Below are 25,559 nucleotides of genomic sequence, written 5' to 3' on the forward strand. Positions count from 1 at the left end.
CAGCCGAAGTCACGCCTGCGGCCGCGCCGCGTGCTTCGCCACGGCCTCGCCCACGAGCGCCGCCACGCGGTCCGCGAACGCCTGATCCTTGGTGATCAGCAGTTCGCGTTCGCCATCGGGCGTCGAGACCATCAGCTGATAGACCACGTCCTGCGTGATCCACGACAGATAGCCCACCACGACGATCATCACGCCGAGCACGAGCGCTGCGCCCGAACCGGTTGCCACGCCGGCGCCGAGTCCCGCCAGTCCGATCAGCGCGATGATGATCGGCAGCGGCTTCTTGCGCTCGATCTTCACGACCCGCGCCGCGCGCAATTCGCGCAGCGGAATCATCTGTCCGGAAGCGGAAAGGCCGGCGCGCGAGAGCGTCACGCCGCGTTCGTTGAAGGGTGTATCCATAAGCGGTTCGATTATGTTTTGACGGCGAAGAAACCGGGCAGATTACCAGACGCCGGAGTTGAGCGAAGAAGTCGCGAACGAGGGGGATTGTAAGTGGCCGCTGGACTTCGGCTGTCGAAATCTGTCAGCCGGTGAGCTTCTTTGCGAAACTTTCTCCGGCGTATTCGTTTCGGATACCGAAAGATATGGCGCATGTTGTTGACACCTCGTTCATGCCGCATCCGTTCGAGTGGTGATGCGCAAACATCGCTGGACTGAGCGGTGCAAAGCGCCTTTAATGTTCGTGTATCCGCGCGACGAGCGGGTACGTGTGCCCGTTCGCGCATGGCGTACGACATGCGATCCCTGTGATTGCCGAGCGCGTGATTGATTGCATCGCTAGCGCCGTGCTCGAACGTGGTCGACCAGGACAAGGAGTGACCATGAATGCAATGAGAGGGCGCGCGGTCAGTGCCGTCGTGATCGCCGCGCTGGCGCAGAACGTCGCGGCGCAAAGCAAGCCGATGGCTTATCCGTCGCACGGGCAGAGCCCGCAGCAACAGCAAAGCGACGACGGCGCGTGCTACAGCTGGGCCAAGAGCAACACCGGCATCGATCCCGCCACAGCGTCGACCGCGCCGCCGCCGCCGTCCGGTCCCGCGGTGGGCGGCGGCGAGCGCGTGGGCGGCGCGGCGCGCGGAGCGGCGGGCGGCGCGGTGGTCGGCGCCATCGCGGGCGATGCGGGCAAGGGCGCGGCCATCGGCGCGACCGCCGGCACGATGGCGGGCGGCGCGAGAGCCCGGCAGAACCGGCGCGCGCAGCAGGCAAACGCGCAGGCGCAAAGCCAGGGCGCGATGGACACCTACTACCGGGCGTGGGCCGCCTGTATGCAGGGGCGCGGTTATTCGATCCAGTAGCGCCGAGACGCTTCGACGCATCCACTCGTGGCCGGGCTGGCGAGATCGCGCGTCACGGCCCGGCGCCGCGCCCGATTCCCGCCGCGATGTCGCGGCTCACGCTCGCGAGCGCGCGGCTATGCGCGGCGACGAGCGCATCGAAGCCGGTTCCGGTCACCGGTTCGCGCACGACCGAGCGGCCGCTTTGCGCCGTATCGCCGGCAAGGCTGCGCACCGTCCAGTGCGCATCGATCACGACCGTTTCGCCGGGAACGGATTCGAACTGCTGGATATCGACGCGCACGCGCCACGCCTGCGAGTCCGCCACCGCGCGCGACGCCACCGCCACGCGGTCGGAGCCGAGCAACAGCGTGAGATCCCCGGCGATGGCATCGGCGATGCTGCTCTTGAGCGGCGCGCCCCAGCGCGCGTATTCGTTGAGCGTGACCTGATTGGCCGAATCGCGCGTGACGATCTGCGGACGATCGACCAGTTCCGGCACCGTCACCGGGCCGACGATCAGCGGCCGGCCCGGTTCGAAACGGGTCGTCGCGGTAAGCGACGGTTCCGCGCTCAGCCGGTAGAAGCTCGCGCGCGGCGACGCGCAGCCGGCGCAGATTGCGGCGAAAAAAACGACGGACACGAGAGCGGCGCGCATCACTTCTTGTCCTCCGGCTTGCCGCGCAGCAGCGCTTCGGGATGCTCCTGGAGATAGTCCGCGAGACTGCGGAACGAGGCCGCCGTGCGCGTCAGTTCGCGGACCGCTTCGGCCGTGTCCTGCTGCAAGCCGGAATCGGGCATGAGCGTGGAATGCGCGGCATCGAGCGCGGCGCGGGCGGCGGCAAGCGTCGTCGCGGCTTGCGGGACGATCTGCGTGTTCAGGTTGCTCATCAGCTGGCTCGTGTTGTCGAGAGTCTGCTTCGCGCTTGCCGTGAGTTCCTCGATCGGCAGCTTGTCGACGCGCGTCATGATGCGGTTGACCGAATCCTGCAACGACGCGAGGCCGCTCGGCGTCGTGGGCATGAGCGGCGGCGTGCGGCTCCAGTCGATGCTCGCCTTCTTCGCAGTCGGGAAAAAGTCGAGCGCCACGTACAGTTGTCCGGTGAGCAGGCTGCCCGTTCGCAACTGTCCGCGTAAGCCGCGAGCGACGAGCAGTTCCGCCAGCGCACGCGGGTCGCTCACCAACCGGCCGCCCGTCGCGCCGTTGGCGAAACGCGACGTGAACCGCTCCGGATAGAGCCTCACTTCGACGGGGATGCTGATCCGCCGCGTCGCCGGATCGAAGCTCGTATAGATGGCCGATACCTCGCCGATGGTGATGCCCCGGAAGTCCACGGGCGCGCCGACCGCGAGCCCGCGCACCGAGTCGTGAAAGTCGAACGCGTACGTCTCGACGATGCGCTCCTGCACGCGCAGCGCGTCGGCGCGCGTCGCAAAGAGCGAGAACGTCGTGTTCGCGGGCGCCTCGGCCCAGGCGAGGGACGCTGCGGGCGTCTCGAACGCGAGGCCGCCGATCACCATCGAAACCAGAGACTGCGTGTTGAGCTTGAGCCCGTCGGTGCCGAGCGTGAGGTCGATGCCGCTTGCCTGCCAGAAGCGCGAGTCCGCGTTCACATAGCGGTCGTAGGGCGCGTTCACGAAGACGCGCAGGGTGACGCCGCTGCCGTCCGGGTCCAGCTCGAACGATGTCACCTGGCCCACTTGCAGGCGACGGAAGTAGATCGGCGCGCCGACATCGATGGAGCCGAGATCGGCCGCTTTCAGGATGAACTGCCGCCCGGGAACGTCGTTCGAGAAGACAGGCGGCGTTTCGAGGCCCACGTAGTCGCGCCGCTCGCGCTTCGTGCGGCCGATGTCCATGCCGATATACGCGCCTGAAAGCAGCGTGCTGATGCCCGAGACCGAGCCGCCCGCCACGCGGGGCCGCACGACCCAGAAGCGCGTGTCGTCGACGAGCATCTTGCTCGCATCGCGGGTCAGCTCCGCCGTGGCGACGACGCGCGAATAGTCGTTCGAGAGCGCCACCGACTTGACGAGCCCGATTTCGACGTCCTTGAACTTGATCTTCGTCTTGCCCGCTTCGAGCCCTTCGCCGGTTCTGAAGCTGATGGTGACGGTCGGCCCTTTTGCGAGCACGGCTTGCGCCGCGAGCCAGATGCCGATCGCCACCGCGATGGCCGGCACGATCCACACCCACGGAATGCGCCAGCGGCGTCTGGGCACCACCTCGGCGTCGGGCGTTTCGTCCGGCGTGCTCATCGTGCCTCCTTGTGTGGCGTCGCGGTGTCCCAGATGAGGCGCGGGTCGAACGACATGGCGGCGAGCATGGTCAGCACGACGACCGCGCCGAACGCAATCGACGCGGGCCCGGCCTCGATGGTCGCCACCGCGCTGAACTGCACGAGCGCGACGAGCACCGCGATCACGTAGATATCGAGCATCGACCAGCGGCCCACCAGTTCGACGATCCGGTAGATGCGGGCGCGCTGCTCGTTGCGCTGGGTCATGCGCAGGTTGGCGCTCGCGGCGAGATAGCCGATGGCGAGTATCTTGAGCATGGGCACCGCGATGCTCGCAATGAACACGATGATCGCGAGCGGCCACGATCCGGACTGCCACAGATATGCGACGCCGCTCAGAATCGTGTCCTTCTGCGCGCCGAAGAGCGAGCTCGTGTTCATCACCGGCAGCGTGTTGGCGGGGATGTAAAGGATCGCCGCCGCGCTCAGGTAAGCCCATGTGCGCGACAGGCTGGCGGGCTTGCGCAGATGCACGCGGGCGCCGCAGCGCGGACAGCACAGGTGAGCGTGGCGGCGCGCGCCGCGCGTGCACAGGCCGCAGTCGTGGCAGACGAAGATGCCGTTCGCGGCGGCGGTCGCGCCCCGCAGCGGCGTGTCGGGCGGCATGCCGGGCGGCGCGCCTTCGATGCGGGCCCACATGGCCCGCTCGTCGAATGCCGACGATGCCGCGACGAGCAGCAGCATCAACGCCGCGAGCGACCACAGCGACGGACCCGTCACCACCGACGCGATGTGCGCGAGCTTCACGACGGCGACGAGGAGGCCGAGCATCAGCACTTCGGTCATGCCCCATTCACGCGCGACCCGCAGCAGGCGAAACACGGCATACGCGCGCCACGGCCTGCGATTCAGGTGCAGCGGCAGCAGCAGCCACACCATGCCGAGCGCCTGCAAGCCGGGCATGAGAACCGTCGTGAAGAAGACGAGCCCGGCGAGCGGCCACATGCCGTCGCGATACAGCACGCGCGCCGCGCCCATGAGCGTGGTCTGCACGAGCGAGCCGCTCACCGATAGACCCACGATCGGAAACGCGTTCGAGACGATCCACAGCACCGAGGCCGTGAGCGCGTAGGCGAGCGCGCGGTCGAAACCCTTTCGGCGGCGCCGGTAGAGCACGGCGCCGCATCGGCAGCAGGTCAGCGCGCCGCCGGGCGGCACCGGGTTCTCCCGCTGAATGAGATCGCATTCGTGGCACGCGATCAGCGGACGGGCGCCGCGCGAGGCGGCCGGCGCGGATGGCAGCGTGCTCATTGCAGCGCCTGAGCTGTCCCGGCCGGAGCGTTCGGGCGCGCGCTCGCCTGTCCGGTCATCTTGTCCGCCTCGACGACCCAGCCGCCGCCCATCACCTTGTACAGCGTGACGAACGACGTGAGCGCGGCCGCCTGCGTCTGCGTCTGCGCGAGTTGCGCGTCGAAGAGACTGCGCTCGGCATCGAGCACTTCGATGTAGCTCGTATAGCCGCCCTCGTAGCGCGCCCGCGCAAGCCGCGCATACGTGGCGAGCGCCGTGACCTGGCGGCCTTGCACTTCGAGCTGCGTGTGCAGCTTCTCGGAGGCGATGAGCGCGTCGTCGACTTCCTGAAAGGCGACCTGAATGGCTTTCTGATACGACAGCAGCGCAGCCCGCTGTTGCGCTTCGGCCGTCTGCACCTGACCGGAGATGTTGCCCGCCGTGAAGATGGGCTGCGTCACCGCGCCCGCGAACGACCACACGCGCGACGGCCCGGTGAAGAGCGACGAGAACTGCCCGCTCGCCGTGCCGAAAAAGCCGGTGATCGAGATCTGCGGGAAATACAGCGCCCGCGCCGCGCCGATGAGCGCATTCGCTGCGATCAGGTCCTGCTCGGCCTGCAGCAGGTCGGGGCGGCGTTCGAGCAGATCGGAAGGCAGTCCCGCCGGAATCACGGGCGTGGCGAGCGCGCCGAGTTCGCGGCCGCGCACGATCGGCCGCGGGTTGTCGCCGAGGAGGATGGCAAGCGCGTCTTCCTGTTGCGCGATCTGCGTTTCGAGCTGCGGAATGGTCGCGAGAGAAGCCTCGTACTCCGACTGACTTTGCGCCAGTTCCAGCTGCGAAACTTCGCCGCCTTCGAAGCGCAGCGTGAACACGTGGACCGATTCCGCGCGGCTCTCGGTCGTCGCTTTCGCAATGGCAAGCTGCTGATCGAGGCTGCGCAGATTCAGATACGACGACGCGACCGACGCTACGAGGGACAGGATCGTCGCGCGGCGGGCTTCCTCGCTCGACAGCAGATTCGCGCGCGCCGCTTCCGTCAGCCTGCGGATGCGGCCGAAGACATCGATCTCCCACGCCGCGGACACCGAAAGCTCGAAGTCGTTGAAGACCGGTCCGACGCCCGGCAGCGTAGGCTGCGGTCCTGCCCTCGAAATACGCTGCCGTGCCGCCGTCGCGCCTGCCGAGACTTGGGGGAAGAGCGCCGAGCGCGTCGTGACGAACTGGCCCATGAACTGTTCGACGCGCGCCGCCGCTATCTTCACGTCCTTGTTGTTCGCGAGCGCGGTGGCAATGAGGTCGTCGAGAACGGGGTCCTGGAATTGCTTCCACCATTCGGTGTTCGCGGTGTCGGCGACTTCGGCGGCGGCGAAGCGAAAGGTCGCGGGCGTCGGCACGGGCTCGCGCGAATAGTTCGGCCCGAGCAAACAGCCGTTCAGCGACACGACGCCGACGAGACCCGCAAGCGAAAGAAAGAGCCGGGCGCGCCGCATGTCAGTTCCCCTCGTTGGGAGCGGAAGGCCGCGCGTCGGCGCCGCCGCCCGATGCGCCGTGAGTTGGCGCCGCATCCGAAGCGGGCGGGGCGTGTCCGCTCTTCTTGCTCGAACGCGAGGACATCGTTTCGAGCACGTAGAAGAACATCGGAATGAAGAACACGGCGATGACCGTTGCGCCCAGCATCCCGCCGATCACGCCGGTGCCGATGGAATGCCGGCTGTTCGCCGATGCGCCCGTCGCGATGGCGAGCGGCACGCAGCCGAGAATGAACGCGAGCGATGTCATGACGATCGGCCGCAGACGTTCTTCGGCGGCGGTCATCGTGGCATCGAACACGGATTTGCCGGACTCGCGGTTCATCACGGCGAACTCGAAGATGAGAATCGCGTTCTTGGCGGCCAGCGCGACGAGCATCGTGAGGCCGATCTGGAAATACACGTCGTTGTTGAGCCCGCGCAGCAGAATGGCGAGCAGCGCGCCGAAGATGGCGAACGGCACGGCCATCAGGACGCCGAACGGCAGGCTCCACTTCTCGTACTGTGCGGCGAGAATCAGGAACACCATCACGAGCCCGAATATGAAAACGAGTGCCGACGAACTGCCCGACTGCTTCGCTTCGAACGCCTCGCCGCTCCACGCAATGCCGTAATCGGACGGCAAGCCCGCTGCCACTTCTTCCAGCGCCTGAATGACCTGACCGGACGCATAACCGGGCGCGGCGTTCGCGGTGATCTTGACTGCCGGGAAGTTGTTGAAGCGCGTGATGAGATCGGGCCCCGTGACGTAGCGCGTATTGACCACCGACTTGAGCGGCACCATGCTGCCGCTCTTGCTCTTCACGAAGATCTGCGTGAGATCGTCGGGCCGCAGCCGATACGAAGGCTCGGCCTGCAAGATCACTTGCCAGAGGCGGCTAGAGCGGTTGAATTGCGACACATAGAGCGAGCCGAACATCGTCTGCATCGCGCTATACACGTCTTCGACGGGCACGCCGAGCGTCTCCGCCTTGTCGCGATCCACGTCGGCGAGCAATTGCTGCGAAGACGCGTTGAAGGTGGACGTCACGCCGGTCAGCTCGGGCCGGCGCTTGGCCTTCGCCACGAAGTCCTCGACGATCGCCGCGAATTGCGCGGTGGGCGCATCGCCCTTGCTCTGAATCCACATCTCGGTGCCGCCCGTGGTGCCGAGGCCGGGTATCGACGGCGGATTGAGCGGCACCACGATGCCTTCCCTGATCTGCGAGAGCGACTTGTAAGCATTGACCAGCACGGAGCGCGCATTTTGCGTGCGGATGTTCGCGGACGTGTATCGCTCTTCGAAGCTCTTGAAGCCCACGAAGAATGTTGAAGCGTTGTTCTTGTTCTGGCTGTCGAGAAGACTGAAGCCGTCGACCGTCGTGATGCTGCCGACGGCCGGCTGCTTCATGAAGTACTCGGTGACGCGGTCTGAGACTTGTCCCGTTCTATCCAGAGACGCCGCGTCCGGCATGATGACCGCGCCCAGCAGATAGCCTTGATCTTCCGGCGGCAGGAACGCAGTGGGAATGTCGCGCATCATGACGACAGCCAGCGCGATCATTCCGGCGAACAGCAGCAACGCGATCACGAAGCGTTTGATGACGAGCCGCACGACGCTCGTGTAGCCCGCCGTCATGCGCGCAAACTGGCGGTCGAACCAGCGGAAGAAGCCTTTCTTCTCGTGATGCCCCGGCTTCAGCAGCAGCGAGGCGAGGGCAGGCGACAAGGTCAGCGCGACGATGCCCGAGATGATGACCGATATCGCGATGGTAATGGCGAACTGCTTGTACATTTGCCCCGTGATGCCGCCGAGAAACGCCACCGGCACGAACACGGCGCACAGCACGAGCACGATGGCCACCACAGGGCCGGCCACTTCGTCCATCGCGAGTTTCGCTGCGGCCTTCGGATCGAGCTTGTGCACCGTCATGTTGCGCTCGACGTTTTCTATCACGACGATCGCATCGTCGACCACAATGCCGATAGCCAGCACCATGCCGAAGAGAGTCAGCATGTTGATCGAGAAGCCGAGCGCCGACATGCCCATGAACGTGCCGACGATGGACACCGGCACCGCGAGCACCGGAATCAGCGTCGCGCGCAGACTTTGCAGAAACACGAACACGACGATCACCACGAGCACGACCGCTTCGAAGAACGTGTGCACGACATCGGAGATGGACGCGCGCGTGAACTCGGTCGTATCCATCGCAATCTGGTAGTCGATGCCTTCCGGGAACGACTTCTTCATCTCGGCGAGACGCGCGCGCACTTGCTTCGAGACGTCGAGCGCGTTCGCGCCCGGCTGCTGATAGACCGCGAGCACGGTCGCCGACTTGCCCTGAAAGCGGCTGCGAATGGAATAGTCTTTCTGGCCGAGCTCCGCGCGGCCCACGTCCTTCAGACGCACGATGGCCGCGCCGCCCGACTCCGCGCGAATGATGATGTTCTCGAATTGCGACGGCTCCGTGAGCCGCCCCGATGTCGTCACCGCGAACGATTGCTCGACGGGTGCGCCCGTCGGCGATTGCCCGAGACGTCCCACCGCGAACTGTTGGTTCTGATTGGCGACGGCTGTCTGCACATCGGCCGCCGTGACGCCGAGTTGCGCCATGCGGTCGGGCTTGAGCCAGATGCGCATGGCGTAATCGGGCGTGCCGAAGATGCTCGCCTGATTCGCGCCGGGGATGCGCTTGAGCGCATCCAGCACGTAGACGTTCGCGTAGTTGGCGATATAGGTTGCGTCATAACGCTCGTCGGGCGAATAGATGGCGATCACCATCATGAACGCCTGCGATTTCTTCTGCACCTGCACGCCTTGCGCCGTCACCGACTGCGGCAGTTGCGGCAGCGCGAGGTTGACGCGGTTCTGCACGTCCACTTGCGCCAGCTCCGGGTTCGTGCCGATCTCGAAGTACGCGTTGATGGTCAGGTTGCCCGTCGACGAACTCGACGAACTCATATAGATCATCCGGTCGGCGCCATTGACTTGCTGCTCGATCGGCGCGGCCACGTTGTTCGCGACGACATCGGCGCTCGCGCCCGGATAGCTGGCGGAGATGGTGATTTGCGGCGGCGTGATGTCGGGATACTGCGCGGTCGGCAGCGCGAGCATCGCGAGCGCGCCGCCCAGCGTGATGACGATGGAAATGACCGAGGCAAAAATCGGGCGGTCAATGCAGAAATGTGAGATGTTCATTGGCCTCTTCCGCGCGACGTGCTTCCGATGCTTTCGATGCTTCCGGTAGTCGGCTTGTCACATCACTTCTCGTTGTTGCCGCCGCCTTCGTTTTTCGTTTGGGTCAGGGACGCCTGCGCGCCGGGAGCGGACGTCGCGGCTGGCGCTGTTGCGGGTGCCTCGCCCGGCGTCGGTGCGCTCACCACGCGCACTTGAGAATCGGCTCCGACGCGCACGGCGCCGTCCACGATCACGCGCTCGCCCGCCTTCAGGCCGCTCGTCACGAACCAGTCGTCGCCATGCCATTCGCCCACTTCGACCACGCGCTGACGCGGCTTGGATTGATCATCGAGCACCCAGACGAAATGACTTTTCGCGCCCTGCAGAATCGCGCGCTGCGGCACCAGAATCGCGTTGGGGCGCACCGCGCCCGCCACGCGCGCCTTCACGAACTGGCCGGGGCGCAGCGTGCCGCGCGGATTCGCGAACACCGCGCGCACGAGGAACGTGCCCGTCTCCGTGCTGAATGCCGGATTCGTGAAGTCGATGTGGCCGGTTTGCGGGTAGACAGATCCGTCTGCCTGAATGACGGTCACGTCGAACTTGTTGCCGGGCGGGAAGTGCAGTTCGTCTTTGCGAATCTCCTCGCGCCATTTCAACAACTCGTTCTCCGAGATGCTGAAGTTCACCCACATAGGATCGAGTTGATAGATGTAGGTGAGCAGGCCCGATTGCGTCGGCGTGACGTAGCTGCCTTCCTGCACGCGCGCAAAACTCGACAAGCCCTTGAGCGGCGAACGGATCGTCGTATAGCTCAGGTTGAGTTGCGCGGTCTGCACTTCGCCCTGCGCGGCGATGACGGCGGCCTCGGCCTGCTTTTCATTACCGGTGGCGTCGTCGAGATCCTTCTTGCTCAACGCGTTCATCGCGGCGAGAGGCACCACGCGCGCGAGATTCTGTTTCGTGACGAAGAGCCGCGCCTGCTGCTGCGCGAGTGCGCCCTTGGCCGTTTGCAACGCGGCCTCGAACGGGCGCTTGTCCATGAGGAACATCACCTGTCCGGCTTCCACCAGCGCGCCTTCGGTGTACATGCGCTTCTCGAGGAAGCCGTCGACGCGCGCGCGTATTTCTACTTCGCGCGAACTCTGCGTCTGCGCGGTGAACTCGAAATCAACTGGCGTTGACTTCGACGTGACGGTGACGACGGTGACATCGACGGCTGGCCGTGGCGCTTCGGGAGGCGGCTTGTTGCACGCCGCGAGCGAGAACAGCACGATGGAGGCAGAGCAACGCAAGCGCAGTGCGAGCATCCGGCGCGGCAGTTCGTGGAACCGCTTGCAGTCGAGCATCTGTTTGCACATGAACGCCATGAGCGCCTCCCCCCTGGGATGGCCGATAGTCGGGAGCGAACGCGCTGACGCGTGCTCGCCACGGCATGCTCGCGCGATGCAATTGGCGACTGCGTGCTAAACGACGGCGTGCCGTGAAGCCTCGGCTTCCCGAGCGACGTCATCGCATACAACCGAACGGCCAAGCGACGTCAATGAGCGCGAGCCTGATACTTGTGATGTGTTAGCGGACTCCGATCGTAACGGTGCAAAGCGCCCGAAACGTCGGCTCTCAACCGTCAGGCGCGACGTGTCGATGAGTCCAGTAATAAACGAAGACGATCCAAAACGCTATAGAAAATTTGGTGGGGATCACGGACGAAGGCATAGCTTTACGGCGCTTCTATAAAGAGCCGACGAATCGGCGCGGCGCATGAATGTATGGATTGCTTATTATGTTTCGCCCTGTATGTATCGATTTAAGAAACGATAGTCGTGACTATGCATACACGTGATGTCGTCTCTCCTCGTCTCCGCCGACGCGCGATCTTGCATATCGCAAATTAACGATATATACTTCGCCTCAAGACGATTCGGAACGCGCGTGCTCACCGCCGCATGGGCCGGCCGTCAGGCACACGAGCAACGAAATGGACATCGACGCAATTCACAAGGCCCTTGCCAACCCCCTTCGCCGCGAGATTCTGGAGTGGCTGAAGGAGCCGGAGCGACATTTCCCCAATCAGGAACTGCCGCTGTCGCATGGCGTCTGCGCGGGCCAGATCGATGGGCGCTGCGGCATGTCGCAGTCCACCGTTTCCGCGCATCTTGCCACTTTGCATAAAGCGGGGCTCGTCACCACCAAGCGCGTAGGGCAGTGGGTGTTCTTCAAGCGCGACGAAGCGGTCATTCAGGCGTTTCGCGATTCCATCGGGAATCTTTGAGCGTCCGGATGCCTTTTAGGTGACAGCATCATTTCAATTCAATTAGCATATCTTATCGTTATGCCGACTCTTTTCGATCCGCTTCAGGTAGGCGCAATCACGCTCAAGAACCGCATTGTCATGGCGCCGCTCACGCGCCAGCGCGCAGGCGTCGAACGCGTGCCGAACGCCATGATGGCGCAGTACTACGCCGATCGCGCATCGGCCGGTCTCATTCTCAGCGAAGCGACTTCCGTCACGCCACAGGGCGTCGGTTATGCCGATACCCCCGGCATCTGGTCGGACGAGCAAGTCGAAGGCTGGAAGCTCGTCACGCGCGCCGTGCACGAAGCGGGCGGCAAGATCTTCCTGCAACTGTGGCACGTGGGGCGCATTTCGGACCCCATCTTCCTGAACGGCGAACTGCCGGTCGCGCCGAGCGCAATCGCAGCACAAGGGCACGTGAGCCTCGTGCGTCCGCAGCGTCCGTACGTCACGCCGCGCGCACTGGAACTGGATGAAATCGCTGGCGTGGTCGCGGCTTATCGCAAGGGCGCGGAGAACGCGAAGCGCGCGGGCTTCGACGGCGTGGAGGTGCACGGCGCGAACGGTTATCTGCTCGACCAGTTCCTGCAGGACAGCACCAACAAGCGCACCGACGAGTACGGCGGCCCGATCGAAAACCGCGCGCGCCTGATGCTCGAAGTGGTCGACGAGTGCATCGCCGTGTGGGGCGCGGATCGCGTGGGCGTGCATCTCGCGCCGCGCGCCGATTCGCACACCATGGGCGACAGCGACCGCGCAGCGACCTTCGGCTACGTGGCGCGTGAACTCGGCAAGCGCAAGATCGCGTTCATCGCGGCGCGCGAGGCGGAAGGCCCGGACAGCCTCGGACCGCAACTGAAGAAGGCATTCGGCGGCGTGTATATCGCCAACGAAGGCTTCACCAAGCGAAGCGCGGAGGCCATCATCGAGCGTGGCGATGCGGACGCCGTGGCGTGGGGCAAGCCGTTCATCGCGAACGCGGACCTCGTGCGCCGCTTCGAAGTCGACGCGCCGCTGAACCAGCCGGATACCACGACGTTCTACGCGCCGGGTCCGAAGGGCTACACCGACTACCCGTTGCTGGAGACGGCGGAGTAAGCAACGCTCGCTTCGGGCATGTTTTGGAAACAGCGGCTTCGGCCGCTGTTTTTTTTTTGCCCCACGGTCGGTCTCATGCGCTGCCATGCAAAGTGCAACGATCTCACCTCTTCAGACACACTGCGAAATTATCGCATTCGCTTACAACCGCACCGCGAAAATAGTGTATTGGTGCGTCTGACCTTCTGCCCGCCGTGCCCTTGAACACGCATACGCGCGCCGGAACGACACGAACAAGATGCATGCCGCGATTCGTTTCATGAACGATTCAAGACGCCGCTCATTCCTTACGTTTTTCCCGTGCCCGTCGGGCACCTGACGGTCGCGGGTTCATCCCGCAAAGGAGCGCATATGTCGTGGCTTACGCAAACGCTGCGCAGTTACCCGGAGATCGCCATCTTTCTTTCGCTCGGCATCGGGTACTGGGTCGGCGGGAAGTCGTTCAAAGGATTCAGCCTCGGTGCGGTGACCGCGACGCTGCTCGCCGCCATCGCCATCGGACAGCTCGGCATCACCATCTCGTCTAATGTGAAGGCCGTCTTCTTTCTGATGTTCTTGTTCGCGGTCGGCTACGGCGTCGGCCCGCAATTCGTGCGCGGCATCGCGAAAGACGGCTTGCCACAGGCGCTTTTCTCGGTTATCCAGTGCGTGCTCTGTCTCGCCGCGCCCTATGCCGCGGCGAAGATCGCGGGCTATGACGTCGGATCGGCGGCCGGGCTCTTTGCGGGATCGCAGACCATCTCGGCGTCGATGGGCCTCGCCACCGACGCGATCAATCGCCTGGGCCTGCCCGCCACCGAGACGAAGGCATTGCTCGACGCGATGCCGACCGCATACGCCGTCACCTACATTTACGGCACCATAGGCTCGGCGATCATTCTCGCGATGCTCGGGCCGAAGCTCCTCAACATCGATCTCGTTGCCGCGTGCAAGGACTACGAGCGACAACTCGGCGGAACGGCCGAACTGGGCGGGCCGGGCAGCGGATGGCACCAGTTCGCGCTGCGCGCGTATCGCGTCGCCGATCAGGGCCGCGCAGCCGGCATGAGCGTGAGCCAGCTGGAAGCGCTGAGGCCAGCCGGCGCGCGGCTTTTCGTCGAACGCATCCGGCGCGACGGGAAGATTCAGGAAGCAAAGCTCGACGATGTGCTCCAGCCGGGCGATGTCGTCGCGGTCGTCGGGCGGCGCGAGCATCTTGTCGATTTGCTCGGCGGCACCGCGACCGAAGTGGACGACGCGGAACTGCTCGCAGTGCCCGTCGAAGGCGTCGATGTCTATATCACGAGCAAGCACGTCGAAGGGCGTACGCTCGCCGAGCTGGGGCAAACGCCGGGCGCGCGCGGCGTGTTCATACGGCGCATCAAGCGTGGCGCAACGGAGACGCTGATTCCCGTGTTGCCGAGCACCAAGCTGTATCGCGGCGACACCGTGACGCTCGTCGGACGCACGCAGGATACGACCGCGGTGGCGAACGCGGTGGGCGTCATCGACCGCCCGAGCGACATGGCGGACATGGCGTTCGTGGGTCTCGCCATCACGCTCGGCGCGCTCATCGGCGCAATCGTGATTCGCTTCGGCGCGGTCCCGATCACGCTTTCGACGGCAGGCGGCGCGCTGATTGCGGGCATCGTCTTCGGCTGGCTGCGCGCGATACATCCGACGTTCGGCCGCATTCCGTCGCCGACTATCTGGTTCATGAATTCAGTAGGACTGAATGTATTTATCGCGGTCGTCGGCATATCGGCGGGGCCGGGCTTCGTCGCGGGCCTGCAAAAGCTCGGCGTGAGCCTGTTTTTGTGGGGTATTTTCGCGTCGTCGGTGCCGCTCATCATCAGCATGTATATCGCGAAGTATGTCTTCAAGTTCCATCCCGCGATTCTGCTCGGCATTTGCGCGGGGGCGCGCACGACGACAGCCGCGCTCGGCATGATCTGCGATGCGGCCAAGAGCCAGGTGCCGGGCCTGGGCTACACGGTCACGTATGCGGTCGGCAATACGCTGCTCACCATCTGGGGGATGGTCATGGTGATGCTGATGACGTGAAGGCGGGCATTGCGTGTCTCAACGTTTCTTCCTGTACCTGATTGCTCTTTTACTGGGGGTGTTGGATGTCAAAGTCCTCGAAGTCCGGTTCCGACGATCGTGCAGCGATGGCCTCGCTCAGCCCGTTCGAACTCAAGGACGAACTCATCAAGGCAGCGGGCGGCGGCGTGGTGGAGCGTCCCGCGAACGTCGCGATGCTCAACGCGGGCCGCGGCAATCCGAATTTCCTCGCGACCATTCCGCGCCACGGCTTCTGGCAACTCGGTCTCTTCGCGATGCGCGAATCGGAGCGTTCCTTCGCGTACATGCCCGAAGGCATCGGCGGCTTTCCGAAGCATGAAGGTCTCGAAGAACGGTTCGAAATCTTCGCGCGCGAGAACAAGGGCACGCCGGGCATCGCGTTTTTGACGGGCGCGGTGTCGTATGTGCGGGATCAACTGGGCCTCAACGCAGGCGACTTTCTCTACGAGATGTGCGAAGGCATTCTCGCTTCGAACTATCCGGTGCCGGACCGCATGCTCAAGTTGTCGGAGGTCATCGTCGGGCAATATCTGCGGCGCGAGATGATCGGCAAGCATCCGTTCGTCGGTGAATTCGACATCTTCGCGGTCGAGGGCGGCACCGCCGCGATGACGTACATCTTCAACACGATGCGCGAGAATTTCCTCATCAAGCAAGGGGGTACGATTGCGCTCGGTATGCCGATTTTCACGCCGTACATCGAGATTCCGAAGCTCAACGACTACAAGCTCGAAGTGGTGAACCTGAATGCGGACGTCGAGCAAGGCTGGCAGTATTCGAGGGAAGAGCTGGACAAGCTGCGCGACCCGAAGATCAAGGCGTTCTTCCTCGTCAATCCGAGCAATCCGCCTTCCGTGAAGATGGACGACGAGAGCCTGCGATATATCGCGGAGATCGTGAAGGAACGGCCCGATCTCATTCTTCTGACCGACGACGTGTACGGCACCTTCGCCGACGACTTCGTATCGCTATTCGCGCTGTGTCCGAAGAACACGATTCTTGTGTACTCCTATTCGAAATACTTCGGCGCGACGGGCTGGCGGCTCGGGACCATCGCCACGCATCGCGAGAATGTCTTCGATGAACAACTCGCCGCGTTGCCGAAAGAGCAAAAGGCGATCTTGCACGAGCGTTACGAATCCATCACGACGGAGCCCGACAAGCTCAAGTTCATCGACCGGCTGGTGGCCGATAGCCGCACGGTCGCGCTGAATCACACGGCGGGCCTCTCTACGCCGCAGCAGGTGCAGATGGTGCTGTTCTCGCTCTTCTCGCTGATGGACACGCCCGATGCGTACAAGAACGCGCTCAAGCGGCTCATTCGCAATCGCAAGCAGGCGCTCTATCGCGAGATCGGTATTCCGCTGGAAGACGACGACAAGAATCTCGTCGATTACTACACGATCCTGGATATGGAGTACCTCGGCGAGCGCATGTATGGGCGCGACTATGTCGACTGGGTCATGAAGAACACGAAGCCGACAGAACTGCTCTTCAGGCTCGCGCAGGAAGCGCGCGTCGTGCTGCTGCCGGGGCGCGGCTTCGGCACCCAGCATCCTTCGGGACGCGTGTCGCTCGCCAATCTCAACGAAAGCGACTACAGGCAGATTGGCCGCGCGATTCGCAAGATGCTCGATGAGCACGTCGCGCAATATCAGGCGCAGAACGGCAAGAAGGGTAAGTAAGAGACAATCGGGCCGCGCAAGGCGGCCCGATTGTCGAGCGCATCGAGCGCGACGCTTAGAACTTGTGGCGCATGGCGATGCGGAACGCGAGCTGATTGTTCTCGCCCGCGCCCGACGTGCCGAAGTAGCTCGACGACGACGAACCGATCGACGCCTGATTCTCCACGCCGTTGTTCGAACCCGAAGCCTTCTGATAGATGGCGAGCAGGTACACGTCGGTGCGCTTGCTCAACGCATAGTCGAAGCTCGCGTCGATCTGGTGCCAGTGGCCCTTCAGGTTGTCGTACAGGTCCATGTAGGTGTAACCGAGACCCGCCGTCATCGCGGGCGTGATGGCGTACTTGCCGCCGATATCGAACGCATTGATGCGCGAGCTCGAACCGACGATCGGCTCGAAGCGCGTGTTCGTCCACAGGCCGAAGACGGTTGCCGCGCCGAACGCGTAAGTCGCGCCGACGCCGAACGAGCGCAGGTCCTTGGCGTTGTTGGTGGTGCCGGTCGTGTTGATGTTGGCGATCGTCGAACTGAATGCGGGCGTCGCAGCCGTCGGATAGTGAATGTCCGTGTACGCCGCGCCGATGCCGAGCGGGCCGGCCTTGTAGTTCAGGCCGAAGCTGTAGGCACGCGAGGAACCCTGAGTGGTCGTGGTGCCGACCGTCGTGTTGGGCGTGCCCGCGAATGCGCCCGCCGTGTTCGAGAAGCCGTACAACGCGCCGAACGTGAAGCCGTAGAAGTTTGCGCTCGAGAACTTGACCGCGTTGTTGATCCGGCTCGACGTCAACTGGTCGAAGTCGTTCATGTGGTACGCGTAGTTGCCGGCGACGGTCTGTCCGCCGATGGAATACGCGGAGCCGAGATAGTCGGTGCTGAAGCTGTATTGACGACCGAAGGTCAGCGAGCCGACGTCGTTCTTCGAGATACCCACATAAGCCTGACGGCCGAACTCCGCGCCGCCCTGACCGAGCGTGCCCGTGCCGCTATTGAAGCCGTTCTCCAACGTGAAGATGGCCTTAAGACCGCCGCCCAGGTCTTCGGCGCCACGCATGCCCCAACGGCTGGCCTGAGCCACGCCGTCGTCGTACTTCACGAGCGACTTGCCGGCGCGCGTGGTGCTGGTCGAGCTGTTGTTCACATAGCTGATGCCGGCGTCGATGATGCCGTACAGCGTCACGCTGCTCTGTGCATGAGCGGACGTGGCGATGGTGGCGAATGCGGCGAGGGCGGCAGTAGCCAAAAGATTCTTCTTCAAAACGTGCTCCGTCAGTGGGTTCGCGGTGTGGTGCGCTGCGAGGGCAGCGCTGTCTGCGGCGTGTCGCGCTCTGTCTGGCGCGTGGCGGCGACGGCGCAAATGTAGCGATGACTGAAGAAAGAAATGTGACAGGGTTTACCTCGACTTCGCGTGTCTCGCAGGTGCAACGGGGCTGGCGTGTCGCGCTCGGGTGTGCCAACGCGCGCACGCGTGGCCGCGCTATGCTGGCGGTTCATCACCGCGAGCAAATGGACATCGGGACATGGACGAACAGGGAATCCGCGAACTGGAGGAACGGCTGAGACAGGCGATGATCGCGTCAGACGTGAAAGCGCTCGACGCGCTTCTCGCCGACGATCTGAGCTTCGTCGACGCAACCGGCAAGGTCTGGACGAAGGCGGACGACCTCAACGGGCATCGCTATGGCATGCAGCGCATCGACACGCTGAGCATCGAGGAGCAGAGCATCCGCGTGTACGGCGCGTTCGCCATCACGGTGACCCGCGTGGCGATATCGGGCACGTTCGGCGGCGCGCCCTTTGCGGGCAGCCTGCGCTATACGCGGACGTGGGGCGAGACCGCAGGCGCCTGGCGCGTGGTCGCGGCGCAGTGCGGTCTCATGGCTTTCTAGAGACGTAGAACGCTCAGGCCGACAGCAGCGAGCCCGTGCGATACGCCTTCGCGCCCGCGATGCGCGCGACTTCGAGACCGGCCGTCGCGAAACGCGTGATATGCCGCGCGTACATGACGCCCGACGTGCTGCACTTGACCGTGGTCACGGTGTCGGTCAGCGGATCGACGATATCGGCGATCGCTTCGCCCGCGTCGATGAACGCGCCTACTTGCGCGCGAAACACGAGCACGCCCGACACCGGCGCGACGATCGGCTCCGCGCCTGCGAGCGGCGTCGCGGGGAACGCGAGCGCGGGCAGCGGCGCTTGCGGCGCGTCGATCACGCCGCGGTGAATCAGGTAGTTGACGATAGCCTGCGCGTCTTTGTCCGCAAGTTCGTGCGACACGTCGTGCTGGCTGCGCAACTCCACCGTCACCGAGATGCCGCCGTTCGGAATCGGGAAACGATCGCCGTAACGCGCGCGCAGATCCGACCAGCAGAAGCTGTGAATCTCGTCGAACGGATTGCCGACCGAATTCAGCGCGAGCAGCGATGCCTTTGAGTCCAGATAACGCGCGAGCGGCTCCACTTCTTCCCAGATGTCCGGGTTCGTGTACAGATGCAGCGCGGCGTCGAGATCGCAGTGCAGGTCGAGCACCACGTCCGCGTCGTAGGAGAGCTTTTGCAGCGCGAGGCGTTGCGATTCTAGCTCGGTGCGCGGCGTCTGTTCGTCGAGCGCCTCTTTCATCGCGGCGCGCACGGCGAGGCGGTTGGCATCCGCGTCGTTCGTCAGGCGCGCTTCGATGCGCGGCGCGACCAGCGCGGCGAGATCGTGGAAATTGCGGTTGAAGTTGTGGCCGCTGTTGGTATCGAAACGGCCGAGCAGATTGCCGTGCAGGAACTGATTCAGGCCGATGGGATTCGGCACCGGCACGATCACCACTTCGCCGCGCAGTTTGCCGGCGGCTTCGAAAGCGGCGAGCTGGCGGCGCAGCTTCCACGCGACCAGCATGCCCGGCAGTTCGTCCGCGTGCAGCGACGACTGAATGTAGATCTTCTGTCCGTCACCCGGACCGTAATGAAAACTGGCGATGCTGCGTGAGGTGCCGAGCGTCGGCGAGATGAGCTGGTGAGTTCTGGTCTGCATAGTGTTCGCGCGCACGCGAGTGCGCGGGGTCTTGCCTCGATGGTTGCTGGACGGGCTGAGGCGCTCCGATACGGGGCGAGTGGGGCGCCGCGGTGTCTCCGTCCGCCGGCGCCGCCTCAGACGTTCGATCTTAGCCGAAATCGGCGCGGCGGGCGGGCGGATGGCCGGCACCGGATGGACGGCGCGCAATGAAAAACGGGCTCCGCGGAGCCCGTTCGTTCATTGGCTGCTTCCGGAGAATTAGCCGCCGTACACGTCGAAGTCGAAGTACTTCTTCTCGAGCTTCTTGTACGTGCCGTCCTTGATGATGTCGGCGATCGCCTTGTCGATCTGGGCCTTCAGGTCGGTGTCTTCCTTGCGCAGACCGATACCGGCGCCGTTGCCGAGAATCTTCTGGTCGACGATATCCTTGCCCGCGAAATCGTAGCCCGCGCCGCGCGGCGTCTTCAGAAAGCCGATGTCGGCCTGCACCGCGTCTTGCAGTGCGGCGTCCAGACGGCCCGAGGTCAGGTCGGCGTAGACCTGGTCCTGGTTCTGGTACGGCGTAACGGTCACGCCCTTCGGCGCCCAGTACGTCTTGGCGTAGGTTTCCTGAATCGTGCCTTGCTCGACGCCCACGTTCTTGCCCTTCAGGCTCTCAGCCGTCGGCAGGATGCCGCTGCCTTTCTTCGCGACGAGGCGCGTCGGCGTATTGAAGAGCTTGCTGGAGAAGGCGATCTGCTCGGCGCGTTGCGGCGTCATGGACATCGACGAGAGCACGCCGTCGAACTTCTTCGCCTTCAGCGCGGGGATCATGCCGTCGAAATCGTTCTCCACCCACACGCACTTGGCCTTCAGGCGCGCGCAGATTTCGTTGCCGAGATCGATGTCGAAACCGACCAGCTTGCCATCCGAACCTTTCGATTCGAACGGGGGATAGCTTGCGTCGACGCCGAAGCGGATCGTCGAATAGTCCTTGGCATGGGCCGTGACGGCGGTGAACGACGTGACGGCGAGAAGGGACATCGACAAGGCGGCAAGCAGTTTCTTCACTGTTTTAACTCCAGAAGGTGGTCAGTTCGGCCCGGAAGGTCTCGTTCCGGTGCCGTCCGGCGAGGCGGGCGGTCGCCTGAAACAGGCCGGAAGGCGCGCATTCCGCGGATCGTGTCCGTGCAGAATCGGCAGAAGGTTACCAAGCCAAAATAGTTCGGAACCTAGTGAAACCCCGGATAGCGGTGGATTAGACCACGTCCTCCTTACGGCATGTTTGCAAAAGCCGTGTTTAGCGCGCGATTACCGGCGCGCCGCAGGTGATCCATCCGGTTAAGATGCGGCCTTCGCTTTGCGGACCTCATAGCGCCGAAGTCCGCGCATCGCCAGATATAAGCCCGACATGGATCAGGAGACGACACCGATGGCCACCTCACCTGCGGCGACTTCCAGCCGCGCATCCGCCGATGCCGCGCCGCCCGCGCTGTCCGCCGGCATGATTTCCGCGCGCCTCGACCGGCTGCCCGCCACGCGCACGGTCTGGACGCTCATCGTGCTGCTGAGTCTCGGGTTCTTCTTCGAGCTTTACGACTTGCTGTATTCGGGCTATGTCGCGCCGGGCCTCGTGCGAAGCGGCATTCTGACGCCCACCACGAACGGCTTCTTCGGCATGACGGGCGTGGCGAGCTTCATCGCGTCGCTGTTCGCGGGGCTTTTTATCGGCACTGTCGCGTGCGGCTGGCTCGCCGACCGCTTCGGGCGTCGCGCGGTCTTCACATATTCGCTGCTGTGGTACACGGCGGCCAACGTCGTGATGGCGTTTCAGGAGACGGCGACGGGCCTCAACTTCTGGCGCTTCATGGCGGGCGTGGGCATCGGCGTGGAACTGGTGACCATCGGCACGTATATCTCCGAACTCGCGCCGAAGCACATTCGCGGCCGCGCGTTCGCGTGCGAGCAGGCGGTGGGCTTCATGGCGGTGCCGGTGGTCGCGTTTCTCGCGTATCTGCTCGTGCCGCACGCGCCGTTCGGCATCGACGGCTGGCGCTGGGTCGTCGTGATCGGCGCGCACGGTGCGCTTTTCGTCTGGTGGATTCGCCGCCGCTTGCCCGAAAGCCCGCGCTGGCTCGCGCAAAAGGGGCGGCTGGACGAAGCCGACCGCGTGATGTCCGCGCTCGAAGCGCAGGTGCAACGCGAATACGGCAAGCCGCTGCCGCCGCCCGCCGAGCCCGAGCCGGTTCTGGACGCCGAGCGCGCGAAAGGCGGCTCATTCGCACGCATGTGGCGCCCGCCGTACGGGAAGCGCGCGACGATGATGATCATCTTCAACGTGTTTCAGACCGTCGGCTTCTACGGCTTCGCGAACTGGGTGCCGACGCTGCTCATCAAGCAGGGCATCACGGTGACGTCGAGCCTGATGTATTCGAGCATCATCGCGATCGCCGCGCCCATCGGCCCGATGATCGGCCTCGCGATTGCCGACAGGATCGAGCGGAAGACGGCCATCGTCGCGATGGCGGCGGCCAATATCGTGTGCGGGCTGCTTTTCAGTCAGTCGTCGAATGCCGCGTTTCTGATCGCGATGGGCGTCGGGCTCACGCTGTCGTCGAACATCATGTCGTACAGCTTCCACGCCTATCAGGCCGAGCTTTTTCCGACGAGCATCCGGGCGCGCGCGGTCGGCTTCGTCTATTCGTGGAGCCGGTTCTCCGCGATCTTCACGTCGTTCATCATCGCGGGCGTGCTGAAGGGTTTCGGTACGACGGGCGTGTTCGTGTTCATCGCGGGCGCCATGTTGATCGTGATGGCGGCAATCGGTCTGATGGGGCCGAGAACGCGCGACATGGCGCTCGAGAAGATCTCGCATTGAGAGGCAAAGGCGTGCCGATTGCTGCGTGTGAGCGTCCCGTATGCCAGAATCCGCAGAACGTTCCTTGTAGACGCCCACTATTCGAATATGTCCGACACGCTCACCCCAGTCGAAGCAGATCATGCGATGCGCAACTGGATCTATCGATCCGAAGGCCGGATCAGGATCGGTTCGGAGATGCACAAGCGCATGTTCTGCGAGATGCTGCTGACGACGCACAACCCTTATAAGCCCGCCGTCATCGAGTGGCCGAAGCTGGACCCGGCGGCGCTCAGGCGCGTCACGTCGCTGCCCATCTGGGATATCGCGGTGCAGACCGAAGGCCGGGCGTCGATCCGCGTGGCGACGTATGCGGCGAGCGTGTCCGACCCGCTGCTCAACGAAGCGCTGCGCATGAACGGCGGCGAGGAGGCGCGGCACAAGCTCGTGCTGTCGAAGCTCGTCGAGGCCTACGGCATCGAACTCGCGCCCGAGCCGCCGTATCCCGCCCCCGACGACGCCCTGCGCGCGTGGATGCTCACGGGCTACAGCGAGTGCATCGACAGTTTCTTCGCGTTCGGTCTTTTCGAGGCGGCGCGACAGTCCGGCTATTTTCCCGAGGCGCTCGTCGAGACGTTCGAGCCGGTGATTCAGGAAGAAGCGCGGCACATTCTGTTCTTCGCGAACTGGGTGGCGTGGTATCGGCGCAGCTTGCCGTGGTATCGCAAGCCCGGCTTTCTGCTGAAGACGGCGGGCGTGTGGCTTTCGCTGATCCGCGATCGCATTTCGCTCGCGCGCGGCTTCGACAAGAGCGGCGCGGCGCACGACGCGAATTTTCCGGCAAATGTCGGGGATTCGGTGGCGGGCAACGTATCGGTGGGCGCGTTGATCGATCTGTGTCTCATCGAGAACGAGCGTCGCATGGCGGGCTACGACGCGCGGTTGCTGCGGCCGACCACCGTGCCGAGGCTCGCGCGGCTGGCGCGGCGGTTCGTCAAGTAGCCGAGTTTGCCCCGGGTCCTTTCGCCCGCTCCTCATACCGCCGCGACGCATCCTCCACGTCCTGCCTGAAGCGTGCCAGCGCCGCGAGCTGCGCATCGGGCGGCTGCAGCGCGGCCCACAACACGTCCACCAGTTCATCCGCCGTCGTCTCGATCTGAGCCTGACTCAGGCGGCGCTTCGCCAGCGTCGCGTCCCACAGCACATGCTCCATCGGCCCGAATACGAGCGAGCGCAACAGGCGCAGCGACACGTCCGCGCGTATTTGCCCGAGCGCCTGGCCGCGCGCGAGCACGTCCATCAGCGGCGCGGTGTAGCGGCGCTGCAATTCGGTCAGCGTATCCGACAGATCGTGCTGTTTCGTGCGGCCTTCCGACAGCACCAGCGAACATAAGCCGGTGCCGTTGACGAGCATCAGCCGCAAATGCGTCCGCACGATGAACGCGAACTGTTGCCTGATGGAGCCTTCGCGCGGCAGCCCGCTCTCGAACGCGTCGATGATCTCGTCATACCAGTCCGCGATCACGCGCGCGCACAGCGCCCGCTTGCCGCTGAAGTAGCTGAAGACGGTCGCCTCCGAAATGCCCGCGCGCTGCGCGATTTCCGCCGTGGTCGCCGCGTCGTAGCCTTTCTCGGCGAAGACATCGCGGCCTGCTTGCAGAATGTCGCGCACGCGTTGCTGCGATTTGACGCCGGCAGGCGTGCGGCGGCCGGTGGCGGTGGATTGCGTGGACATGGTTGTGCCGGAGTTTGTCGGGAACAAATGTGAGCGTAGCTCAAAACCCTATTGACGGCTACTTGAATTGAGCGTGAAATAAGCCACCGCTCGGATTAATACGCGTTGTGAGCCAAACTCAGATTCGCGTACGCCGAACCCACTGCATTTCGAGGAGACACTCATGAGCACCGTGCCGGGCCTGAACTTCGCGCTGGGCGAAGATATCGACATGTTGCGCGATACGCTTGCCAACTTCGCATCGAAGGAGATTGCGCCGCGCGCCGCGGAAATCGATCGCACCGATCAGTTTCCGATGGACCTGTGGAAGAAGTTCGGCGATCTCGGCGTGCTCGGCATGACGGTCTCGGAAGAATACGGCGGCGCGAACATGGGCTACACGGCGCATATGGTCGCGATGGAGGAGATCTCGCGTGCGTCGGCGTCGGTCGGGCTGTCGTACGGCGCGCATTCGAATCTGTGCGTGAACCAGATTCATCGCAACGGCACGGAAGCGCAGAAGCGCAAGTATCTGCCGAAGCTCGTATCCGGCGAGCACGTGGGCGCGCTCGCCATGAGCGAGCCGAACGCCGGGTCGGATGTGGTCAGCATGAAGCTGCGCGCCGACGAAAAGGGCGATCACTACGTGCTCAACGGCACGAAGATGTGGATCACCAACGGGCCGGACTGCGACACGCTCGTCGTCTATGCGAAAACGGACATCGAAGCGGGCGCGAAGGGCATTACGGCGTTTATCGTCGAGAAAGGCATGAAGGGCTTTTCCGTCGCGCAGAAGCTGGACAAGCTCGGCATGCGCGGCTCGCATACGGGCGAGCTCGTGTTCGAGAACGTGGAAGTGCCGAAGGAAAACATCCTCGGCGCGTTGAACGGCGGCGTGAAGGTGCTGATGAGCGGTCTCGACTATGAACGCGCCGTGCTCGCGGGCGGTCCGACCGGCATCATGCTCGCGTGCATGGATGCGGTCGTGCCGTATATCCACGATCGCAAGCAGTTCGGGCAGGCCATCGGCGAATTCCAGCTGATTCAGGGCAAGGTCGCGGATCTTTATACGACGCTGCAAGCGTGCCGCGCGTATCTCTATGCGGTGGGCCGTCAGTTGGATACGCTCGGCTCCGGCCACGTGCGCGACGTGCGCAAGGACTGCGCAGGCGTCATTCTCTATACCGCCGAAAAAGCGACATGGATGGCCGGTGAAGCGATCCAGATTCTCGGCGGCAACGGCTATATCAACGAATATCCGGTCGGACGTCTCTGGCGCGATGCGAAGCTCTATGAAATCGGCGCGGGCACGAGCGAGATTCGCCGTATGCTGATCGGGCGCGAACTGTTCGCAGAGACGGCTTAAGGGCGCGCGC

The 25,559-nt window shown here is 64.1% G+C and carries 20 protein-coding genes; 9 read left to right on the forward strand and 11 right to left on the reverse strand.

Annotation, left to right across the window (positions count from 1 at the left end; all coding sequences use genetic code 11):
• Nucleotides 1–9: 9 nt before the first annotated feature.
• Nucleotides 10–402, reverse strand: a complete 393-nt coding sequence (locus tag LDZ26_RS14865) for a DUF6232 family protein (RefSeq protein WP_244849922.1) — start codon at nt 400–402, stop codon at nt 10–12.
• A 431-nt stretch (nt 403–833) separates the two neighbouring features.
• Here LDZ26_RS14865 and LDZ26_RS14870 point away from each other — a divergent pair, with 431 nt between their 5' ends.
• Nucleotides 834–1,298: a glycine zipper family protein gene (locus LDZ26_RS14870; RefSeq protein WP_244850235.1), complete on the forward strand. Its 465-nt coding sequence runs from the start codon at nt 834–836 to the stop codon at nt 1,296–1,298.
• Between the two features lie 52 nt (nt 1,299–1,350).
• On the opposite strand, the gene LDZ26_RS14875 is transcribed toward LDZ26_RS14870, so the two are convergent.
• The 6 genes from LDZ26_RS14875 to LDZ26_RS14900 form a co-directional block, all read right to left on the reverse strand.
• Nucleotides 1,351–1,935, reverse strand: a complete 585-nt coding sequence (locus LDZ26_RS14875; RefSeq protein WP_244849923.1) for a membrane integrity-associated transporter subunit PqiC — start codon at nt 1,933–1,935, stop codon at nt 1,351–1,353.
• Nucleotides 1,935–3,536 (reverse strand): intermembrane transport protein PqiB, encoded by a 1,602-nt coding sequence (locus tag LDZ26_RS14880; protein WP_244849924.1) that lies wholly within the window; start codon nt 3,534–3,536, stop codon nt 1,935–1,937. The genes LDZ26_RS14875 and LDZ26_RS14880 overlap by 1 nt, the downstream gene beginning before the upstream one ends.
• Nucleotides 3,533–4,828: a paraquat-inducible protein A gene (locus LDZ26_RS14885; protein WP_244849925.1), complete on the reverse strand. Its 1,296-nt coding sequence runs from the start codon at nt 4,826–4,828 to the stop codon at nt 3,533–3,535. The genes LDZ26_RS14880 and LDZ26_RS14885 overlap by 4 nt, the downstream gene beginning before the upstream one ends.
• Entirely contained in the window at nt 4,825–6,300 is a 1,476-nt protein-coding gene (locus tag LDZ26_RS14890) for an efflux transporter outer membrane subunit (protein WP_244849926.1), read from the reverse strand. Before LDZ26_RS14890 ends, LDZ26_RS14885 begins: the two co-directional genes overlap by 4 nt.
• A gap of 1 nt (nt 6,301) precedes the next feature.
• On the reverse strand, nt 6,302–9,520 hold the full coding sequence (locus LDZ26_RS14895) for an efflux RND transporter permease subunit (protein WP_244849927.1): 3,219 nt from the start codon (nt 9,518–9,520) through the stop codon (nt 6,302–6,304).
• Nucleotides 9,521–9,582: 62 nt separating this feature from the next.
• Nucleotides 9,583–10,869, reverse strand: coding sequence for an efflux RND transporter periplasmic adaptor subunit (locus LDZ26_RS14900; protein ID WP_244849928.1), 1,287 nt, complete (start codon nt 10,867–10,869; stop codon nt 9,583–9,585).
• Between the two features lie 608 nt (nt 10,870–11,477).
• Here LDZ26_RS14900 and LDZ26_RS14905 point away from each other — a divergent pair.
• The 4 genes from LDZ26_RS14905 to LDZ26_RS14920 all read left to right on the forward strand — a co-directional run bounded on the left by LDZ26_RS14905 (nt 11,478) and on the right by LDZ26_RS14920 (nt 16,642).
• Nucleotides 11,478–11,771 (forward strand): helix-turn-helix transcriptional regulator, encoded by a 294-nt coding sequence (locus LDZ26_RS14905; RefSeq protein WP_244849929.1) that lies wholly within the window; start codon nt 11,478–11,480, stop codon nt 11,769–11,771.
• A gap of 60 nt (nt 11,772–11,831) precedes the next feature.
• A complete protein-coding gene (locus LDZ26_RS14910; RefSeq protein ID WP_244849930.1) occupies nt 11,832–12,893 on the forward strand; it encodes an alkene reductase in 1,062 nt (353 codons plus the stop codon).
• A gap of 351 nt (nt 12,894–13,244) precedes the next feature.
• On the forward strand, nt 13,245–14,936 hold the full coding sequence (aspT, locus tag LDZ26_RS14915) for an aspartate-alanine antiporter (protein ID WP_244849931.1): 1,692 nt from the start codon (nt 13,245–13,247) through the stop codon (nt 14,934–14,936).
• A 65-nt stretch (nt 14,937–15,001) separates the two neighbouring features.
• Complete coding sequence (locus LDZ26_RS14920; protein WP_244849932.1) at nt 15,002–16,642, forward strand: bifunctional aspartate transaminase/aspartate 4-decarboxylase; 1,641 nt, start codon at nt 15,002–15,004, stop codon at nt 16,640–16,642.
• Between the two features lie 55 nt (nt 16,643–16,697).
• Here LDZ26_RS14920 and LDZ26_RS14925 read toward each other — a convergent pair whose 3' ends face one another.
• Complete coding sequence (locus LDZ26_RS14925; RefSeq protein ID WP_244849933.1) at nt 16,698–17,891, reverse strand: porin; 1,194 nt, start codon at nt 17,889–17,891, stop codon at nt 16,698–16,700.
• Between the two features lie 262 nt (nt 17,892–18,153).
• Here LDZ26_RS14925 and LDZ26_RS14930 point away from each other — a divergent pair, with 262 nt between their 5' ends.
• Nucleotides 18,154–18,522: a nuclear transport factor 2 family protein gene (locus tag LDZ26_RS14930; protein ID WP_244849934.1), complete on the forward strand. Its 369-nt coding sequence runs from the start codon at nt 18,154–18,156 to the stop codon at nt 18,520–18,522.
• A gap of 13 nt (nt 18,523–18,535) precedes the next feature.
• On the opposite strand, the gene LDZ26_RS14935 is transcribed toward LDZ26_RS14930, so the two are convergent.
• Nucleotides 18,536–19,651 carry a succinylglutamate desuccinylase/aspartoacylase family protein gene (locus LDZ26_RS14935; protein WP_244849935.1) on the reverse strand — a complete coding sequence of 372 codons (1,116 nt, stop codon included), beginning with the start codon at nt 19,649–19,651 and terminating at the stop codon, nt 18,536–18,538.
• Nucleotides 19,652–19,891: 240 nt separating this feature from the next.
• Nucleotides 19,892–20,683 (reverse strand): ABC transporter substrate-binding protein, encoded by a 792-nt coding sequence (locus LDZ26_RS14940; protein ID WP_244849936.1) that lies wholly within the window; start codon nt 20,681–20,683, stop codon nt 19,892–19,894.
• Nucleotides 20,684–21,116: 433 nt separating this feature from the next.
• Here LDZ26_RS14940 and LDZ26_RS14945 point away from each other — a divergent pair, with 433 nt between their 5' ends.
• Together LDZ26_RS14945 and LDZ26_RS14950 are read left to right on the forward strand one after the other, a co-directional pair.
• Complete coding sequence (locus LDZ26_RS14945) at nt 21,117–22,490, forward strand: MFS transporter (protein ID WP_244850236.1); 1,374 nt, start codon at nt 21,117–21,119, stop codon at nt 22,488–22,490.
• A gap of 87 nt (nt 22,491–22,577) precedes the next feature.
• Complete coding sequence (locus tag LDZ26_RS14950) at nt 22,578–23,471, forward strand: ferritin-like domain-containing protein (protein WP_244849937.1); 894 nt, start codon at nt 22,578–22,580, stop codon at nt 23,469–23,471.
• On the opposite strand, the gene LDZ26_RS14955 is transcribed toward LDZ26_RS14950, so the two are convergent.
• Entirely contained in the window at nt 23,464–24,204 is a 741-nt protein-coding gene (locus tag LDZ26_RS14955) for a TetR/AcrR family transcriptional regulator (protein ID WP_244849938.1), read from the reverse strand. The genes LDZ26_RS14950 and LDZ26_RS14955 overlap by 8 nt on opposite strands.
• Nucleotides 24,205–24,367: 163 nt before the next feature.
• On the opposite strand from LDZ26_RS14955, the gene LDZ26_RS14960 reads away from it, so the two are divergent.
• Nucleotides 24,368–25,549 carry an isovaleryl-CoA dehydrogenase gene (locus LDZ26_RS14960; RefSeq protein WP_244849939.1) on the forward strand — a complete coding sequence of 394 codons (1,182 nt, stop codon included), beginning with the start codon at nt 24,368–24,370 and terminating at the stop codon, nt 25,547–25,549.
• Nucleotides 25,550–25,559 lie beyond the last annotated feature (10 nt).

Origin of the sequence: Caballeronia sp. SL2Y3, from assembly GCF_022879575.1 — a bacterium.
Taxonomy (GTDB): domain Bacteria; phylum Pseudomonadota; class Gammaproteobacteria; order Burkholderiales; family Burkholderiaceae; genus Caballeronia.

Excerpts from the sequence above, each read along its gene's own strand:
- LDZ26_RS14865 (WP_244849922.1), bottom strand. The coding sequence starts at position 402 with ATGGATACACCCTTCAACGAACGCGGCGTGACGCTCTCGCGCGCCGGC.
- LDZ26_RS14870 (WP_244850235.1), top strand. The coding sequence starts at position 834 with ATGAGAGGGCGCGCGGTCAGTGCCGTCGTGATCGCCGCGCTGGCGCAG.
- LDZ26_RS14875 (WP_244849923.1), bottom strand. The coding sequence starts at position 1,935 with ATGCGCGCCGCTCTCGTGTCCGTCGTTTTTTTCGCCGCAATCTGCGCC.
- LDZ26_RS14880 (WP_244849924.1), bottom strand. The coding sequence starts at position 3,536 with ATGAGCACGCCGGACGAAACGCCCGACGCCGAGGTGGTGCCCAGACGC.
- LDZ26_RS14885 (WP_244849925.1), bottom strand. The coding sequence starts at position 4,828 with ATGAGCACGCTGCCATCCGCGCCGGCCGCCTCGCGCGGCGCCCGTCCG.
- LDZ26_RS14890 (WP_244849926.1), bottom strand. The coding sequence starts at position 6,300 with ATGCGGCGCGCCCGGCTCTTTCTTTCGCTTGCGGGTCTCGTCGGCGTC.
- LDZ26_RS14895 (WP_244849927.1), bottom strand. The coding sequence starts at position 9,520 with ATGAACATCTCACATTTCTGCATTGACCGCCCGATTTTTGCCTCGGTC.
- LDZ26_RS14900 (WP_244849928.1), bottom strand. The coding sequence starts at position 10,869 with ATGGCGTTCATGTGCAAACAGATGCTCGACTGCAAGCGGTTCCACGAA.
- LDZ26_RS14905 (WP_244849929.1), top strand. The coding sequence starts at position 11,478 with ATGGACATCGACGCAATTCACAAGGCCCTTGCCAACCCCCTTCGCCGC.
- LDZ26_RS14910 (WP_244849930.1), top strand. The coding sequence starts at position 11,832 with ATGCCGACTCTTTTCGATCCGCTTCAGGTAGGCGCAATCACGCTCAAG.
- aspT (WP_244849931.1), top strand. The coding sequence starts at position 13,245 with ATGTCGTGGCTTACGCAAACGCTGCGCAGTTACCCGGAGATCGCCATC.
- LDZ26_RS14920 (WP_244849932.1), top strand. The coding sequence starts at position 15,002 with ATGTCAAAGTCCTCGAAGTCCGGTTCCGACGATCGTGCAGCGATGGCC.
- LDZ26_RS14930 (WP_244849934.1), top strand. The coding sequence starts at position 18,154 with ATGGACGAACAGGGAATCCGCGAACTGGAGGAACGGCTGAGACAGGCG.
- LDZ26_RS14935 (WP_244849935.1), bottom strand. The coding sequence starts at position 19,651 with ATGCAGACCAGAACTCACCAGCTCATCTCGCCGACGCTCGGCACCTCA.
- LDZ26_RS14945 (WP_244850236.1), top strand. The coding sequence starts at position 21,117 with ATGATTTCCGCGCGCCTCGACCGGCTGCCCGCCACGCGCACGGTCTGG.
- LDZ26_RS14950 (WP_244849937.1), top strand. The coding sequence starts at position 22,578 with ATGTCCGACACGCTCACCCCAGTCGAAGCAGATCATGCGATGCGCAAC.
- LDZ26_RS14955 (WP_244849938.1), bottom strand. The coding sequence starts at position 24,204 with ATGTCCACGCAATCCACCGCCACCGGCCGCCGCACGCCTGCCGGCGTC.
- LDZ26_RS14960 (WP_244849939.1), top strand. The coding sequence starts at position 24,368 with ATGAGCACCGTGCCGGGCCTGAACTTCGCGCTGGGCGAAGATATCGAC.